This is a genomic window from Prauserella aidingensis (assembly GCF_024171865.1).
Taxonomy (GTDB): Bacteria; Actinomycetota; Actinomycetes; order Mycobacteriales; family Pseudonocardiaceae; genus Prauserella; species Prauserella aidingensis.
Genome location: NZ_JAMTCN010000007.1, coordinates 1 through 17,925 on the forward strand (window position 1 = coordinate 1; position 17,925 = coordinate 17,925).

Genomic DNA, 17,925 nt, shown 5'->3' on the forward strand with positions numbered 1-17,925 from the left:
ACGTTCGTGGAGTGTTCGCCGCATCCGGTGCTGACGATGGCCCTGCCCGACGACGTGGTCGCCGTGGGCTCGCTCAAACGCGACGAGGGCGGACTACAGCGGATGCTGCTGTCGTTGGGCGAGGCCGCCGTCAGCGGCATCACTCCCGACTGGGACGCGGTCATTCCCGGTGGGCGACGCGTCGACCTGCCCACCTACGCGTTCCAACGCACGCACTACTGGCCCGACCCCGAAGTCCCGGCCGAACCGCTCTCCGACCCGGTGGACGACGAGTTCTGGCGGGCCGTCACGACCCAGGACGTCGACGGTCTCGCCGACGCCCTCGACCTCGACCCCGCAGCACCGCTCAGCGACGTCGTGCCCGCACTGGCGGACCTGCGCCGCCGGGGCCGCGAGGCCGCCACCACCGCGAACTGGCGGTACCGGGTCGAATGGCGTCCGGTCGCCTCCGACCCGGCGCGCATCACCGGAACCTGGCTCCTGCTCGTACCGTCCTCATCGGACACCGGGCCGCATTCGCCGGAGCCCGCGTCGACCGGACCGTGGACGCGGGTGTCCGACGCACTCACCGCACGCGGTGCGACCGTCGTGACCGAGGAGTGCGACCCGGCGACGGCCGACCGGCAGGAGCTTTCCGCGCTGCTGGGCCGGTATCCGGAGGTCACCGGCGTGCTCAGCGCACTGGCCGCCGCTCCCGGCACCCACCCGGACCATCCGTCCGCGGTCGCCGGCCACACGGCCACGCTCGCACTCGTACAGGCGCAGGGCGACGCCGGACTGACCGCGCCGCTGTGGTGTCTCACCCGCGACGCCGTCACCACGGGTGGAGCCGGGGCGGTGGAGAATCCCGCGCCCGACCAGGCACTCGTGTGGGGACTCGGCCGGGTCGTCGCCCAGGAGTACCCCGAGCGTTGGGGCGGCCTCGTCGACCTGCCGTCCGACCCGGACGACCGGGACGCGGGTCTGCTCGCCACCGCGCTCGCGGGAGGGACGGGAGAAGACCAGCTCGCCCTGCGCGGCGGCAGACTGTTTGCTCGCCGGATCGTGCGGTCCGCGGCGGGGGACGACGGCGACTGGCGGCCGCACGGCACCGTCCTCGTCACCGGGGGCACCGGTGGTCTCGGCGCTCACACGGCGCGGTGGCTGGCCGCCGCCGGAGCCGAGCATCTCGTGCTGCTGAGCAGGCGCGGGCCCGACGCTCCCGGCGCGGCCGACCTGGCCGACGAGCTCGCCGCAGCGGGTGTCAGGGCCGACATCACGGCGTGCGACGTCACCGACCGGACCGACCTGGCCCGCGTCCTCGACGGGCTGCCGCTCACCGCCGTCGTGCACACCGCCGCCGTCCTGGACGACGGCGTGCTCGAGGCCATTACCCCCGAACGCATCGGGCGGGTCCTCGCCGTCAAACGGGACGCCACCCGGCACCTGCACGAGCTGACCCTGGACCGCGACCTCGACGCGTTCGTGCTGTTCTCGTCGATGTCCGGCACGTTCGGCGCCTCCGGACAGGGCAACTACGCGCCCGGCAACGCCTACCTCGACGCCTTCGCCGAGTACCGCCGAGCGCTCGGCCTTCCCGCGACCTCGCTGGCGTGGGGGCCGTGGGGCGGCGACGGCATGGCCGACGGTGCGGTCGGCGAGGTCGCGGAGCGGCACGGACTGCCCGCGATGGATCCCGACCTGGCCGTGCGGGCGATGGCCCGGGCCGTCGGCACCGACACCTGTGTCGCGCTGGCCGACATCGACTGGGAGCGGTTCTTCGTGGCCATGACCGCCACCCGCACGTCGCACGTCCTGCGCGAGGTGCCGGAGGTGCGGCGCCTTCTCGAGGCCGCGACGCCCGGCGCGTCCGGTCCCGCCCCTGTCGGGTCGACGTCGTCACGGGACGAGCTGGTGCATCTCGTGCGGTCCACGGTTGCGGCCGTACTGGGCTACCCGGGTCCGGACGCGGTGGAGCCCGACCGGTCGTTCCACGATCTGGGGTTCGATTCGGTGACGGCGGTGGAACTGCGGAACCGGCTGGCCGCGGTCACCGACCTGAAGTTGCCGGTGACGCTCGTGTTCGACCACCCGACGCCGGACGCGCTCGCGGCGCACCTCGCCGACCGTCTCGTACCCGAGCAGCGCGTCACCACCGTGAGCTCCGGACCTTCGCGCGCCACGGACGACGATCCGGTCGTCATCGTGGGCATGGCCTGCCGCTTCCCGGGCGGGGTCGCGACACCGGAGCGGTTCCGGGAGCTGCTCGACGGTGGCGTCGACGCCATCGGCCCCTTTCCGTCGGACCGCGGCTGGGATCTCGACGCCGTCTACGATGCCGCGGGATCCGACGCGGTCCGTACCTTCCTCGGCGGGTTCCTCGACGACGTGGCCGACTTCGACCCCGCGTTCTTCGGCATCTCACCGCGCGAGGCGCTGGCGATGGACCCGCAGCAGCGTCTGCTGCTCCAGACTTCCTGGGAGGCGATCGAGCGCGCAGGCATCGACCCCCGTGGGTTGCGCGGCAGCGCCGTCGGTGTGTTCGCGGGCACCAACGGGCAGGATTACACGTCCCTGTTGATGAGCCGTCCCGCCGACCTGGAGGGGCAGGTCGCCACCGGCAACACGGCCAGCGTGCTGTCCGGCCGGGTGTCCTACACCTTCGGCTTCGAGGGCCCCGCCGTCACCGTCGACACCGCATGCTCGTCGTCGCTGGTCGCATTGCATCTGGCGGCCCAGGCGCTGCGCGGTGGCGAGTGCGACCTGGCGCTCGCCGGCGGGGTGAGCGCCATGGCCACACCGGGCCTGTTCACCGAGTTCGCGCTGCAGGGCGGCCTCGCGGAGGACGGCCGCTGCAAGGCGTTCGGTGACGGCGCCGACGGCACCGGCTTCGCCGAGGGAGCAGGGCTGTTGCTGGTCGAACGCCTCTCCGACGCCCGCCGTCGTGGCCACCCGGTGCTGGCCGTCGTGCGCGGCAGTGCGGTCAACCAGGACGGTGCGTCCAACGGGCTGACGGCGCCCAACGGACCCTCGCAGCAGCGCGTCATCCGCGCCGCGCTCACCGACGCCCGGCTCGCACCGTCGGACGTGGCCTTCGTCGAGGCACACGGCACGGGCACCGCGCTGGGCGACCCGATCGAGGCGCAGGCCGTACTGGCGTCGTACGGCCAGGACCGGAGCGAACCACTGTGGCTCGGCTCGGTGAAGTCCAACATCGGTCACACGCAGGCCGCCGCGGGCGTCGCCGGCGTGATCAAAGCCGTGCTCGCGCTGCGGGGCGACCGCATTCCGCCCACGCTGCACGCCACGGAACCGAGCACGCACGTCGACTGGTCCGACGGCGACGTGCGCGTCGCCTCCGAACCCGTGCCCTGGCCGGACGGGCCGCGCCGCGCGGGAGTCTCGTCCTTCGGTATCAGCGGCACCAACGCCCACGTCATCCTCGAAGCGGGCGACGACGCACCCGCGCCCGTCGACGCGGCCAGGACCGTTCCCGCGGCCGTGCTCGTGCCGGTCTCCGCGCGCAGCTCCACGGCCTTGCGGCAGCAGGCGGCACAGTTGGCGGGCCTCGACGCCGAGCCGCTGAACCTGGCCTGGTCTCTGGCCCGCACCCGGTCGGCGTTCGAACACCGGGCCGCGGTCGTCGGCCGTACCGCGGAGGACGTCGCCGCGGGCCTTGCCGAGGTGGCGGCGGGCTCGCCCGCCGCGTCGACCGGCACGGCCGCACCCGTGGGCCGGACCGTGTTCGTCTTTCCCGGTCAAGGTGCGCAATGGTGCGGCATGGCCCGGCAACTGGCGGCCGAGTCACCGGTGTTCGCCGGGAAACTCGCCGAGTGCACCGCTGCGCTGGCGCCCCACGTCGAGTGGTCCCTCGTCGACGCCCTCACCGACGGCGAACTGCTCGAGCGCGTCGATGTCGTGCAGCCCGTGCTGTGGGCGGTGATGGTGTCACTGGCCGAACTGTGGCGGCACTGGGGCATCAGGCCGGACGCGGTGGTCGGCCACTCGCAGGGTGAGATCGCGGCCGCCGTGGTGGCCGGAGCGCTGTCGGTCGAGGACGGGGCGCGGATCGTGGCGTTGCGGTCGCGCGTGCTGTGCGACCTGGCGGGCAGCGGCGCGATGGCGTCGATCGCGCTACCGGAGGACACGGTGCGCGAGCGCATCGCCGACCACGGCGACCGCGTGGCGGTGGCGGCCGTCAACGGACCGGACGCCGTGGTCGTGTCCGGTGAGCCCGAGTCGGTCGACGCGCTGGTCGCGGAATGGACAGCCGACGGCGTCCGGGCGAAGATGCTGCCCGTCGACTACGCCTCCCACTCGGCGCAGGTCGACCGGCTGCGTGACGAACTCCTCGGTGTCCTCGCTCCGGTGACCCCCCGCGCGGGCGCCGTGCCGTTGTACTCCACGGCCACCGGCCGGATCGAGGACGGAACCACCCTCGACGCCGGGTACTGGGTGGCCAACCTGCGCTCGACCGTCGACTTCGCGGGAGCCACGACCAGGCTCGTGGGCGACGGGTTCGACGTGTTCGTCGAATGCTCGCCGCACCCGTCCCTGACCATGGCGGTGCAGGAGCAGGCCGACGCCGTGCGATCCGACGTCATCGCCGTCGGATCACTGCGCCGTGACGACGGCGGTCTCGACCAACTGCTCTCGTCGCTCGGTGAGCTCACCGTGCGCGGCGTGACGCCGGACTGGGACCGGGTCCTGGACGGCGGGCGGCGTATCGACCTGCCCACCTACCCGTTCCAGCAGCAACGGTATTGGCCGGACGTCGTCGCGGGCCCCGACGTCGCGTCGCAGCCCGGTTCGAGCACCGATGCGGAGTTCTGGACCGCTGTGGACTCCGGTGCGCTCACGGACGTGCTCGCGCTCGACCCCGGCACGTCGTTGCGCGACGCGCTGCCGGCACTGTCGGCATGGCGACGCGACCGGGACCGCGCGGCCGTCTGCGACTCCTGGCGGATGCGTGAGGCGTGGCAGCCGCTGGCACCGCGCCCGGCGACGTTGTCCGGAACCTGGCTCGTCCTGGTCCCGGACACTCCCGTCGAGGACGCGGCGTCGGACGGAGCACGGGGGGACGACTGGGCCGCGGCCGTCGTGGACTGTCTGCGCGGCCACGGTGCGACGCCGGTCGTGGTCGCCTGCGAGGCCGCAGGCGGTCGGTTCGCCGTCGCCGAGGCCGTGCGTGGGACCGGTGTCACCGCACCCACGGGGATCGTCTCGCTGCTCGCGCCGGCGCACCGCGGCGACGTCGCGGGCCCCGTCTCCGCAACCCTCACGGCCGTACAGGCGCTCGGGGACGCGGACGTCGTGGCCCCACTCTGGACACTCACAACGGGTGCGGTCGCCGTGGGCCGTACCGACACGGTCGAACCCGAACAACACGCCGTGTGGGGCTTCGGCCGCGCCGTCGCGCTCGAGGACCCCCAGCGCTGGGGTGGTCTCGTCGACGTGCCCGAGGCGCCCGAAGACAGGACCGGCGTGCACCTCGCCCGTGTCCTCGCGGGCGGACACGGTGAGGATCAGGTCGCCGTGCGCGGCTCCGGCGTGTTCGGACGCCGCCTCGAACGGGTCGACCCCGGCCCCGCCGCCGCGCCCGCCACGGGCCCCGCAGGCTGGTGCGGCGACGGCACCGTCGTGATCACCGGGGGGACCGGCGGCCTCGGCGCGGTCCTGGCCCGCCATCTGGTCTCCCACGGCGTCACCGACCTGCTGCTGCTGAGCCGCACCGGGGCCGAGGCCGCGCCCGGGCTGCTCGCCGAACTGCGGGAGTCCGGCGCGAACGTGGAATCGGTGGCCTGTGACGTCGCCGATCGTGACCGGCTGGCCGCCGTGCTCGACGGCAGGCGCGTCACCGCCGTCGTCCATGCCGCAGGTGTACTCGACGACGGTGTGGTCGACGCGGTCACCCCGGCCGGGCTCGACCGGGTGCTGCGTGCGAAGGCCCTGGGCGCGCTCAACCTCCACGAACTGACCCGCGGCACCGAACTCGCCGCGTTCGTCCTGTTCTCGTCGGCCGCCGGTGCGTTCGGCAGTGCCGGCCAGAGCACCTACGCCGCGGCCAACGCCCACCTCGACGCCCTCGCCGCACACCGCGTCTCGCTCGGACTGCCCGCCACGTCGATCGCCTGGGGAGCGTGGGGCGCCACCGGCCTGGCCGCGGACGGCGATCTCCGCGAGAACCGCCTGCGCGGCAGCGGGTTCCGACCCATGAAGCCGAACGATGCCCTCGCCGTGCTCGACCGGGTGGTCACCGCAGGCGGACCGGTCGAGGTCGTCGCCGACGTGGACTGGGCTGTGCTGCTGCCCGGTCTTCACGCCCTGCGGAGCACGCAGCTGTTCTCCCGGCTGCCCGAGGCCGCGTCCGCGCCGGAACCCGCAGCCGAGGAACACACGAACGGACTCACCGCGGTGCCCGCCGCCGACAGGGCGCGCGTCGCGGTGGACCTCGTGTGCACCCACGCGGCGGCTGTGCTGCGGCATCCGGACACCGAGGCGATCGAGCCCGGGAGCTCCTTCCGCGATCTCGGCTTCGACTCCCTGACCGCGGTCGAGTTCCGCAACACGCTCGCCGCGGCCACGGGAGTCCGGCTGCCCGCGACGGCCGTGTTCGATCACCCGACGCCGCTCGCCCTCGCCGACCGGTTGCTGGCCGAGGTCGCCGGAACCGGCGACGACACGGAAGCGCCCGTACCGGCGACGACCGCTGCGCGCACCACCGAGCCGATCGCCATCGTCGGTCTCGGCCTGCGGCTGCCCGGTGGGGCCGACGACCCCGAATCGCTGTGGCGGATGCTCGTCGACGGTGACGACGCGATCGGTGCCGTGCCCGCCGACCGTGGCTGGAGCCTGGATGCGCTCTACGACCCGGACCCCGACAAGCCCGGCTCCACTTACGTCCGTGAAGGCGGGTTCCTCCGCGCCGCGGGCGAGTTCGACGCCGCGTTCTTCGGGATCTCCCCGCGCGAGGCCGCGGCGATGGACCCGCAGCAGCGGCTGCTGCTGGAGACCTCCTGGGAGGCCGTCGAGCGTGCCGGGATCGACCCGCACAGCCTGCGCGGCAGCGCCACCGGGGTGTTCGCGGGCATCAACTACCAGGACTACGGGGCCGTCGCGGCGGGCCAGGAGGGCGCCGAGGGGCACCTGCTCACCGGCGGTGCCGGAAGTGTGTTGTCCGGCCGGGTGTCCTACGCACTCGGCCTCGAAGGCCCCGCCGTCACCGTGGACACCGCGTGCTCGGCCTCGCTGGTTGCACTGCACCTGGCGGCGCAAGCGCTACGAGGCGGCGAGTGCGACCTGGCGCTGGCGGGTGGCGCCACCGTGATGGCCACGCCGGGCATGTTCATCGGGTTCGCCCGCCAGCGAGGACTGGCCGTCGACGGCCGCTGCAAGGCGTTCGACGCGTCCGCCGACGGCACCGGCTGGGGTGAGGGCGCCGGGGTGGTCCTCGTCGAGCGGCTGTCCGACGCCGAGCGTCACGGCCACCCTGTCCTCGCGGTGCTGCGGGGGTCGGCGATGAACCAGGACGGGGCGTCCAACGGGCTTTCCGCGCCGAACGGTCCCGCGCAGCAGCGGGTGATCCGCTCCGCGCTCGCGGGAGCCGAGCTGCGTCCGTCCGAAGTAGACGTCGTCGAGGCGCATGGAACCGGGACGTCGCTGGGCGACCCGATCGAGGCGCAGGCCGTGCTGGCGACCTACGGCCGGGACAGGCAGAAGCCGCTGCTGCTCGGGTCGGTGAAGTCGAACATCGGCCACACCCAGGCGGCGGCGGGCGTCGCGGGTGTGATCAAGACGGTCCTCGCGCTGCGTCACGGGCGCGTCCCCAGGACGTTGCACGTCACCGAACCCACTACGCACGTCGACTGGGCCGCGGGGGACGTCCGCATCGCCACGGAAACGGTGGAGTGGCCGGAAACCGGACGGCCCCGACGCGCGGGCGTGTCCGCCTTCGGCATCAGCGGCACCAACGCGCACGTCGTGCTGGAACAGGCCCCCGCCACCGTCGAGACGCCCGAGCCCGTGCAGGCGACCGTGCCGTGGACCGTGTCGGGTGCCACGCCCGAGGCCCTGCGGGCACAGGCCGCCCGGCTCGCGGAGTACGTTGGTGAGCACGAGCCGCATCCGGTCGACGTCGCCCTCACCCTCGGCGCCGCCCGCGCGCACCTCGAGCACCGCGGCGCCGTCGTCGGCCGCGACGCCGACGAGCTGCGCGCCGGGCTGGACGCGTTGGCCCGGGGACGGGGCGCCACCGGGACGGCGCGTCCCGGCGTGGGCGGCACCGCGTTCCTGTTCCCCGGCCAGGGTTCGCAGCGGCCGGGCGCCGGACGTGATCTGTACGAGGCGTATCCCGTCTTCGCCGACGCGTTCGACGAGGTCTGCGCCCGAGTCGACACGCGGCTCGACCGGCCGCTGCGCGAGGTCGCGTTCGCCGACGAGGGAACGCCCGAGGCCGCGCTGCTCGATCGCACCGACTTCACCCAGGCCGCGCTGTTCGCCGTCGGGGTCGCGCTGTTCCGGCTGGTCGAGTCCTGGGGAGTGCGCGCGGACGCACTGCTCGGGCATTCCGTCGGCGAACTCGCCGCGGCGCACGTCGCCGGTGTTCTGGACCTCGACGACGCCTGTGCGCTCGTCGTGGCCCGCGGCGCACTGATGCGTGACCTCGAACCCGGCGGGGCGATGGTCGCGGTGGAGGCGGCCGAGGACGAGGTCCTGCTCGAACCGGGCGTGGAGATCGCCGCGGTCAACGGACCACGGTCGGTCGTGCTCTCCGGTGACGAGGCTGCGGTGCTGCGTGTCGCCGACGGGTTCTCCAGGACGCGGCGGCTGCCGGTCGGCGTGGCCTTCCACTCGGCGCGCGTGGAACCGATGCTCGACGACTTCCGCGCGGTCGCCGAGGGATTGTCGTTCCGTGCACCCGCGATCCCCGTCGTGTCCAATGTGACCGGCGCGGTCGCCGGTGACGACATCGCGACCGCCGACCACTGGGTCCGGCAGGCCCGCGCCGCGGTACGGTTCGCCGACGGCGTGGCGACGCTGAGCGCACGAGGTGTCGACCGGTTCGCCGAACTCGGCACCGGTGGTGTGCTGTCCGCGCTCACCGCGGGCTGTCTGCCCACCGAGTCCGCCGCGGCCGTGGTGCCGCTGCTGCGCGCCGACCGGCCGGAGCCGAACGCGGTGATCACCGGGGTGGCCGCGCTGCACTCGCACGGTGCGGACGTCGACTGGGACGCCTTCTTCGCCGGCACCGGCGCCAGGCGGGTCGAGCTGCCCACCTACGCGTTCCAGCGTGAGCACCACTGGGCCGCCGCTGCGGCTCCGGAACCCGCGGCGCAGCCGGCCGACGGCGCGTTCTGGGCCGAGATGGGCGGCGCCGACCCCGACCACCTGGCGGAGGAACTGGGGGTCGATCCCGAGCACCTGCGCGAGGTCCTGCCCGCCCTGACCGCCCTGCACCGTGACCGAGCAGACAGGAGCGCGGCCGAAGGGTGGCGGTACCGGGTCGCCTGGCACGACCGCGACGTGCCCGCGACGCCGCTCGGCGGACGGATCCTCGTCGCGATCCCTCCGACACGCGACGGGTGGATCGACGCCGTCACGACCGGTCTCGCGGCCGACGGTGCCGAGATCGACGAGCTCGAGGTCGACCCCTTCGGCGCACGCGGCCCACTGGCGGCGCGGCTGCTCGCGCACCCGCCGGTCGACGTCGTCGTGTCGCTGCTGGCGGCGGACGCCCGCGTCCGGGAGGGGCTCACCGGCTGCTTCGCGGGCACGTTGCTGCTGGCACAGGCGCTCGCCGACGCCGGGGTGGCCGCGCCGTTGTGGTGCCTGACCCGCGGCGGCACAGTCGAGCAGGCGCAGGTGTGGGGGCTCGGGCGCGTGCTGGGTCTGGAACGCCCCGAGGCCTGGGGCGGGCTCGTCGACACCACGGCCATCGACAACCGGGCCATCGATACCGCGGACGCCGACACCACGGACGCCACCGACGTGGCCGAGGCCACCGCGACCCTGCGCGGGGTCCTCGCCGCGGCCGACGAGGACCAGGTGCGCATGACGACCGGCGGGCGGGTACTGGTGCGCCGCGTGGAGCACGCGCCCGCGCCGCACGGTGGCGACTGGACCACCCGGGGTACCGCCCTGGTCACCGGAGGCACCGGCGCTCTCGGCGCCCGCGTCGCCGAAGCGTTGATCGCCCGCGGCGCCGAACGGGTCGTGCTCACCGGCAGGCGCGGGCGCGACGCGCCGGGCGCCGCCGAGCTGGTCGACACGCTGTCCGCGTCGGGGGCCGAGGTCGAGGTCGTGGCCTGTGACGCCGCAGATCGGGACCGCCTCGCCGAGGTGCTGGCCGGTGAGCCCGAGCTGCGCACCGTGGTCCATGCCGCGGGCGTCGGGCAGTTCCAGCCCACCGGAACCCTCACCTCCGGCGACGCCGCGGGAGTACTGCACGGCAAGGTTGCGGGCGCGGAGAACCTGCGCGACCTGCTGGCCGGGCGTGATCTCGACGCCGTCGTGCTGTTCTCCTCGATCTCGGCGACCTGGGGAAGCGCAGGTCAGGCCGCCTATGCCGCGGCCAACGCCCACCTCGACGCGCTCGCCGAACGTGCCAGGGCGGAAGGTCTGCCCGCCACGTCGGTCGCGTGGGGACCGTGGGCCGACGGCGGCATGGCGGGCGGGGACGCCACGGCCGTGCTCGACCACCAGGGCGTGCGTGCGATGGCGCCCGACGTCGCTGTCCACGCCCTGTTCACCGCGCTCGCCGCGGATGAGGCCACGATCGCGGTCGCCGACGTCGACTGGGCCCGGTTCGCCCCCGCGTTCACGGCGGCACGGCCCCGCCCGTTGCTGGACGAGTTGCCCGAGGCGCGTGCCGCGATCGAGCCGCCCACCGCCGCGGACGGCGGTGCCGACCTTCGGGCTCGTCTCGCCGGGCTCGACGAGGCGGGCGCCCGCGCCGAGGTGACCGCTCTGATCCGTGCCGAAGCAGCGGCGGTTCTCGGGCATCAGGGACCCGACGCCGTGGCGGCCGACCGGGCCTTCCGCGACGTCGGCTTCGACTCCCTGACCGCCGTCGAGCTGCGCAACCGCGTGGCCTCGGCGACCGGCGTCGGCCTCTCGGCGGCGGTGGTCTTCGACTACCCGACGCCCGACGACCTCGCCGCCTACCTGCTCGAGAACGTCCTCGGAACCCCGGAGAACACCGTGGACGAGCTGCTCACGGGGCTGGCCGACGTCGAGGAACGCGACCTGGGCGACGACGAGCGCGTCCGGCTGACCACGCGGCTGCGCCGCGCGCTCGCCGCGCTGGAGGCCGAACCCGCGGACGGGGCGGCCCCCGACCTGGCCGATGCCACCGACAGCGACCTGTTCGACATGGTCGACAAGGACTTGGGGCTGCTGTGACCGAACCCGCGACGACCGAACCGGACAAGCTGCGCGACTACCTGAAGAAGGTCATCGCCGAGCTGCATCGCACCCGTGCGCGGGTGAGGGAACTGGAGGAGGACCGGACCGACCGGGTGGCCGTGGTCGGCATGGGCTGTCGGTACCCCGGCGGCGTGGACACGCCGGAACAGCTGTGGGACCTGGTCCGCTCGGGCACCGACGCCGTCGGCGGTTTCCCCACCGACCGCGGCTGGGACCTCGAGGCGATGCGTGCGGCGGACGGCGTGACCGGCGAAGGTGGATTCCTCCACCACGTCGGCGAGTTCGACGCGGGCTTCTTCGGCATCTCCCCGCGTGAGGCGCTGGCGATGGATCCGCAGCAGCGGCTGCTGCTGGAGGTGTCGTGGGAGGCGCTGGAACGGTCGGGTATCGACCCGACGACGTTGCGCGGCAGCTCGACCGGCACCTTCGTCGGTGCGAGTGGGCAGGACTACAGCCCGCTGGTCGCCGCGTCCGGGGAACCCGTGGAAGGTCACCTCGCAACCGGCAACGCGGGCTCGGTCGTCTCGGGCCGCGTCGCCTACGCGCTCGGCCTGGAGGGGCCCGCGGTCACCGTCGACACGGCGTGTTCGTCGTCGCTCGTCGCGCTGCATCTTGCCGTCCGGTCGCTGCGCACGGGCGAGTGCGGACTCGCGCTCGCGGGCGGGGCGACCGTCATGGCCACGCCCGGTGCGTTCCTGGAGTTCTCGAAGCAGGGCGGCCTCGCACCGGACGGCCGGTGCCGGGCGTTCTCCGAAGACGCCGACGGCACCGGCTGGGCGGAGGGTGCCGGCGTCCTCGTACTGGAGCGGCTCTCCGACGCCGTGGCCCTCGGTCACCCGGTGCTCGCGGTTCTCGGGGGCACCGCGGTCAACTCCGACGGCGCATCCAACGGGCTCACCGCCCCCAACGGTCCCGCCCAGCGGCGCGTGATCCAGCAGGCGCTGGCCGACGCGGGGCTCGAACCCTCCGATGTGGACGCCGTGGAGGCGCACGGCACCGGAACCCGGCTGGGAGACCCGATCGAGGCCCAGGCGATTCTGGAGAGCTACGGCCGGGTTCGAGGCGGCCGTGGCCCGCTGCGGCTGGGATCGCTGAAATCCAACATCGGCCACAGCCAGGCCGCGTCCGGCGTGGGAGGTGTGATCAAGACCGTGCTCGCGCTGCAGCACGAGCTGCTGCCGCCGACGCTGCACGCCGAGCGGCCGACGTCGCACGTCGACTGGTCCAGTGGTGATGTCGCACTCCTGACCGAGCCGCAACCGTGGGAGCCGGGGGAGCGGGTGCGCCGGGCGGGGGTGTCCTCGTTCGGCATCAGCGGGACGAACGCACACGTGATCGTCGAGGAGCCACGACCGTCGCCGGACGCCGACGTCGACGACGTGCCCGAGGGAGGTCGCGACCGCGGTCTGCCCGACGGTGCCGTGCCGTGGGTGGTCTCCGCGCAGACCCCGGAAGCCCTGCGTGCACAGGTGTCCCGCCTCGCGGCCCGGCTGCGGGACGGCGACGCCGGTGACGCCGACGTCGCGTTCTCGCTCGCCACGACACGTGCGCTGTTGCGGCACCGCGCGGTCGTCGTGGGCCGCGGCGCGCTGGAGGCCTGGGACGGCCGGGAACTCCGCGCCGTCGCGGGCCGCACCGCGTTCCTCTGCAGCGGTCAGGGTGCGCAGCGTGCCGGGATGGGGGTCGCTCTGGCCGCCGCGATTCCCGCCTTCGCCGCGGTGTGGCACGACGTGCTGGGCCGCTTCCCCGACGACGTACGGCAGGTGCTGGCCGAGGGAGGCCCGGTCGAGCGGACGCGGTACGCCCAGCCCGGGTTGTTCGCCGTCGCGGTGTCCGTCGCGCGCACGTTGCAGGGCTGGGGTGTGGACCCGGACGTGCTGGTCGGGCACTCGGTCGGCGAGATCGCCGCGGCACACCTCGCGGGAGTGCTGACGCTGGACGACGCGTGCTCGCTCGTCGTGGCCAGGGGTGCGCTGATGGACGCGCTTCCCGAGACCGGCACGATGCTCGCCGTCACTGCGTCGGAGGCCGAGGTCGACGGCCTGCTCGGCGACGACGTGTCGCTGGCCGCCGTCAACGGTGCGGACTCGGTGGTGCTGTCCGGCGACGCGACTGCCGTGCGGGCGGCGGCGGAGGGGTTCCGTGCCAAGGAGCTCGTCGTCAGCCACGCGTTCCACTCCGCGCTCGTCGACCCGGTACTCGACGATTTCCGTGCGATCGTGGCTTCCGTCGACCTCCGCAGGCCCGTCACGACCCTGGTGTCCACCGTGACGGGCGGTCCCGTGACGACCGAGGTCACCGATCCCGAGTACTGGGTCCGCAACGTGCGGGACACGGTGCGGTACGCCGATGCCGCGCGCCGGCTGCCGGAACTGGGAGTCGGCCGCGCCGTCGAGGTCGGTCCGGACGCCGTGCTGACGGCCCTGACCCGCACCGGCGAGTTGCCGTGTTTCCCGGCGTTGCGGGCCGGCGCGGACGAGGCGAGCACGCTGGCGGCGGCGCTCGGTTCGCTGTACGCGTCCGGCGCGGAGGTCGACTGGCAGGCCGCACTCCCGGGGGCGCGGCGGGTTCCCCTGCCCACGTACGCGTTCCAGCGGCTACGGTACTGGCCGCGACCGGCCGTCGCGCAGGACGAACCGGCGACGAGTGAGGGCCGGGACTCGGACCTGTGGGCCGCCGTTCGTACCGGCGATACCGGCGCGGTCGCCGACCTCCTCGGCGCCGACGCCGATGCCGTCGCCGCGGTACTTCCCGCGCTCTCGTCGTGGCGTGCGGGGCGCGAGCACCGCGCGCGCCTCGAGGACGTGCGGTACCGAGCTGTGTGGTCCCCCTTCGAGCCGGGTACGGCGGCCGAGCCCGTCGAGGGCCTGGTGTTGGCACCGGAGGGCGGCGAGGACCACCCGTGGGTCGACGCCGCGGCCCGGCGGCTCGGCAGGCGGATCGTCACGTCCGTTGCGCCGGAGGAAACCCGTCCGGTGCTGTCGTTCCTGCCGATCGGCGACGATCCGATCGGTGCGACGCTGCGCTTCGTCGCCACCCATCCGGAGTGTCGCGTGTGGACGGCCACCGTCGGGGCGGACCCGGAACTCGCGGCCATCGGCCGCACCGCGGCGGTCGAACACCCCCGGACGTGGGCAGGTGCCGTCCGGCTTCCGGAGGAGCCCGACGACCTCACGGTCGACCGGCTCGCGCGGGTCGTCACCGGCGACCACGGGCAGGACCAGGTTCTCGTCGCGCGCGGCGGCGTCGAGGCCCGGCGCCTCGTCCGCGCGCCGCTGCCGGACACCGTGACTCCGTGGACTCCCCGGGGCCGGGTACTGGTCACCGAGGACGCCTCCCCACGGGGACGGGCCGTGGTCCGCTGGCTCACCGATCAGGGCGCCACGCCCGTCCTACTCGGTCCCGGTCCCGTGGCCGATGCGCTCGCCGCAGCCGAACGGGACGGGGAGATCACCGCCGTCGTCCACATCGTCGACGAGGGTGCCCTCGCCCCGCTCACCGAACTCGATCCGGACCCCGCTCCGGTCGCCACGGCGCGTGAACTCGACCGGGTGCTGGGGGAGCGGAGCCTCGACGCGTTCGTGCTGTTCTCGTCCGCAGCCACCACGTGGGGAGCCGTCGGGCAGGGCGCACACGGGCTGACGTGCACGGGCCTGGAGGAGCTCGCACGCGGACGGCGAGAGCGCGGGCTCGCCGGCACCGCGATCGCCTGGGGCCCGTGGCCGTCGGTCGACGCGGAGTCGGACGCCACCCTGCTGGAACGGGGCCTGCGTCCGATGACGGCCGACACCGCCGTGTCGGCGATGGCGGCCGCCGTCGCGGCGGGGGAGGACGGCGTCGTCGTCGCCGACGTGGACTGGCCGCGGTTGGTGGAACGCTGGGCCGCGCTGCGACCGCCGTCGTTCTTCCGCGAGCTGCACGACCCCGGGTCCGCAGTGGACACCGGGGACGGGGATGCGGCACGGGCCTTCCGTGACCGGCTCGGCGCGGTCACAGCGGCGCAGCGGCCCGCGCTGGTGCTCGACCTGGTGCGTGTGCACGCCGCCGCCGTTCTGGGCCACGCCGGACCAGGCGACGTCGACCCCGACGTGCCGTTCCTCGAAGCCGGGTTCGACTCGCTCACCGCGATGGACCTGCGCGGACGGCTGCGTGATGTGACCGGTCTCGACCTGCCCGCCACGCTGCTGTTCAACCATCCGACACCTGCGGACCTCGCGGACCGGCTGAGTTCCGAGTTCGCCGGTGCAGCGCCCATCGAAGGCTCCGGTCCGGGCGTGCTCGCCGAGCTCTACGTGTCGGCCGTCGCCGACGGCAGGCTCGACGACTTCCTCCCCCTGGTCAACGACATCGCGGGTTTCCGTCCCGTCACGGCCGACCCCGCTGCGCTCGCCCCGCAGGCTCCGGTACAGCTGAGCAGCGGCGACACGCGCCCGACCCTGGTGTGCGTGGCGGGCATGTCGCCGATCTCCGGTCCGCACGAGTTCGCGAGGATGGCGCGCGCGATGCGCGACGTGCGTGACGTCGTCGCCCTCCCACTGCCCGGCTTCGTGGCCGGCGAGCTGGTCCCCGCGGAGTCGGCGACGATCCTGGAGTTCCTCGCGTCGACCGTCGCCGAGCACGTCGAGGGAGACGTCGTCCTCGTGGGTCATTCGGCGGGAGCGATGGCCGCGCACGCGCTGGCGCAACACCTGGAGCACCGGGGACGTCCGGCGGCCGGACTGGTCCTGCTCGACCTGTACGCGTGGGAGGACTCCGCGCCGATGATCGAATGGCGCGGAGAACTGGTCGCAGGCGTGCTCGACCGGCAGGAGACCTACGTCCCGGTGGACGACACCCGGCTGACCGCGTCGTCGGCGTACTACGAACGGTTCCTGGACTGGAAGCCGGCGCCGCTGGACACACCCACACTGCTGGTGCGGGCGTCCGAACCACTGGGGGACTGGCCCGACGACACCTGGCGCACGTCCTGGCCGTTCGAGCACACCTGTGTGGACGTCCCCGGCAACCACTTCACCATGGTCGGCGACCACGCCGCACACGTCGCGGACGCTGTGGAGCGCTGGATCGCCGACCACGTCGAGAAGGAGTTTCGATGAACGACGCGCACGCGGTGGTCCTCGGCGGAGGACTGGCGGGAACGTTCGCGGCGGCGGCGCTGGCACCGCACGTCGGCGGGGTCACCGTCGTCGAGCGTGACGCGCTTCCCGACGGTCCGCGGCCTCGTCGTGGGGTGCCGCAGGCGCAGCACCTCCATGTGCTCATGTCCGGTGGGGCCAGGGCGATGGACACCCTCCTGCCCGGTACCACCGACCGGCTGTGCGCACGCGGCGCGCACCGGCACGGCGTGCCGGAGGACGTCGTCACGTTGTCCGCGGACGGGTGGCAACACCGGTTTCCCGCCACCGAGTACATGCTCACCTGCAGCCGCGACCTCATCGACTGGACCGTGCGAGAGGCCGTGCTGGCGTTGCCCGAGGTCTCGGTCCGGTACGGGCAGGTCGACGGGCTCGTCGGCACCGCGCAGCGAATCGGCGGTGTCGTGGTGGACGGCGAGACGGTGACGGCGGACCTCGTCGTGGACTGCACCGGCCGAGGCTCACGCGTCCGGCAGTGGCTCGACCTGCTCGGTGCGGCCGTGCCGGAGGAGGAGGTCGTCGATTCCGGCCTGGCCTACAGCACGCGGGTCTTCGCCGCGCCGCGCGGCGCCGAGACGGGTTTTCCCGTCGTCAACCTGTTCGCCGACTACCGCAGCGGGGAACCGGGCCGGTCGGCGAGTCTCGTTCCCGTTGAGCACGGTCGTTGGATCATCAGCCTCACCGGAACCCGTGGTGCCACCCCGCCCGTCGATGCGCAGTGTTTCGCCGAGTACGCGGAGTCCCTGCGCGATCCCCTGATCGCGCGGCTCATGCGCGCGGCCGAGCCGCTGACCGCGCCCCAGGGCTCACGCAGTGCGGCGAACCGAAGACTCCACTGCGGACGCGACGATTCCTGGCCCGAGGGGCTCGTCGTCCTGGGGGACGCCCTGGTGGCGTTCAATCCGGTGTACGGCCAGGGGATGAGCACCGCGGCCCGCGGAGCGCTCGCGTTGTCGCGGGTGCTGGCCGACGGGGCGGGCGCCACTGTGTCGGCGCAGGCCGTCCAGCGCGCCGTGGACGACGTCGTCGAGGCGCCGTGGACGACGGCGACGTCCCAGGACGTGCGGTACCCCCACTGCCGCACCTCGCTCGTGGATCCCGCCGCGCTTGCCCCCACGGCGGAGGGTGATCGGCTGTCACGGTGGGTCGGAGAGCTGGCCCTACGGGATCCGGTGGTCAGCGAGGCGATGACCGAGGTCATCACGGTCAACTCGACCCTGGCGGTGCTGGAGCGTCCCCGGGTCGCGGCCGCGATGACCGGTGCGGGTGCCCGGCCGCCGCTGCACGAGGCCCCGCTGAGGGAGCCGGAGCTGCGGATCCTGGACGCCGCACCGGTGGCACGCTGACACCGGTGGCACGCTGCCGGTGGGTGGGCTGCAGGTGCCCG

General features: G+C 74.0%; 2 protein-coding genes and 1 pseudogene. All 3 read left to right on the forward strand.

The window, feature by feature from the left end:
- Positions 1–36: 36 nt before the first annotated feature.
- The 3 genes and pseudogenes from LY13_RS10125 (at position 37) to LY13_RS10135 (ending at position 17,884) form a co-directional block, all read left to right on the forward strand.
- The gene (locus LY13_RS10125; RefSeq protein ID WP_253828082.1) at positions 37–11,379 is read left to right on the forward strand and encodes a type I polyketide synthase; all 11,343 of its coding nucleotides are present in this window, start codon (positions 37–39) and stop codon (positions 11,377–11,379) included.
- 20 nt (positions 11,380–11,399) lie between these two features.
- Positions 11,400–16,499: pseudogene (locus tag LY13_RS10130) on the forward strand (beta-ketoacyl synthase N-terminal-like domain-containing protein); the annotation flags it as partial.
- Complete coding sequence (locus tag LY13_RS10135; RefSeq protein WP_253828084.1) at positions 16,496–17,884, forward strand: FAD-dependent oxidoreductase; 1,389 nt, start codon at positions 16,496–16,498, stop codon at positions 17,882–17,884. The pseudogene LY13_RS10130 and the gene LY13_RS10135, both read left to right, overlap by 4 nt.
- Positions 17,885–17,925: the final 41 nt, after the last annotated feature.

What these genes read in the sequence shown, in the direction of transcription:
- LY13_RS10125 (WP_253828082.1), top strand. Translation starts at nt 37, where the DNA reads ATGGCCCTGCCCGACGACGTGGTCGCCGTGGGCTCGCTCAAACGCGAC.
- LY13_RS10135 (WP_253828084.1), top strand. Translation starts at nt 16,496, where the DNA reads ATGAACGACGCGCACGCGGTGGTCCTCGGCGGAGGACTGGCGGGAACG.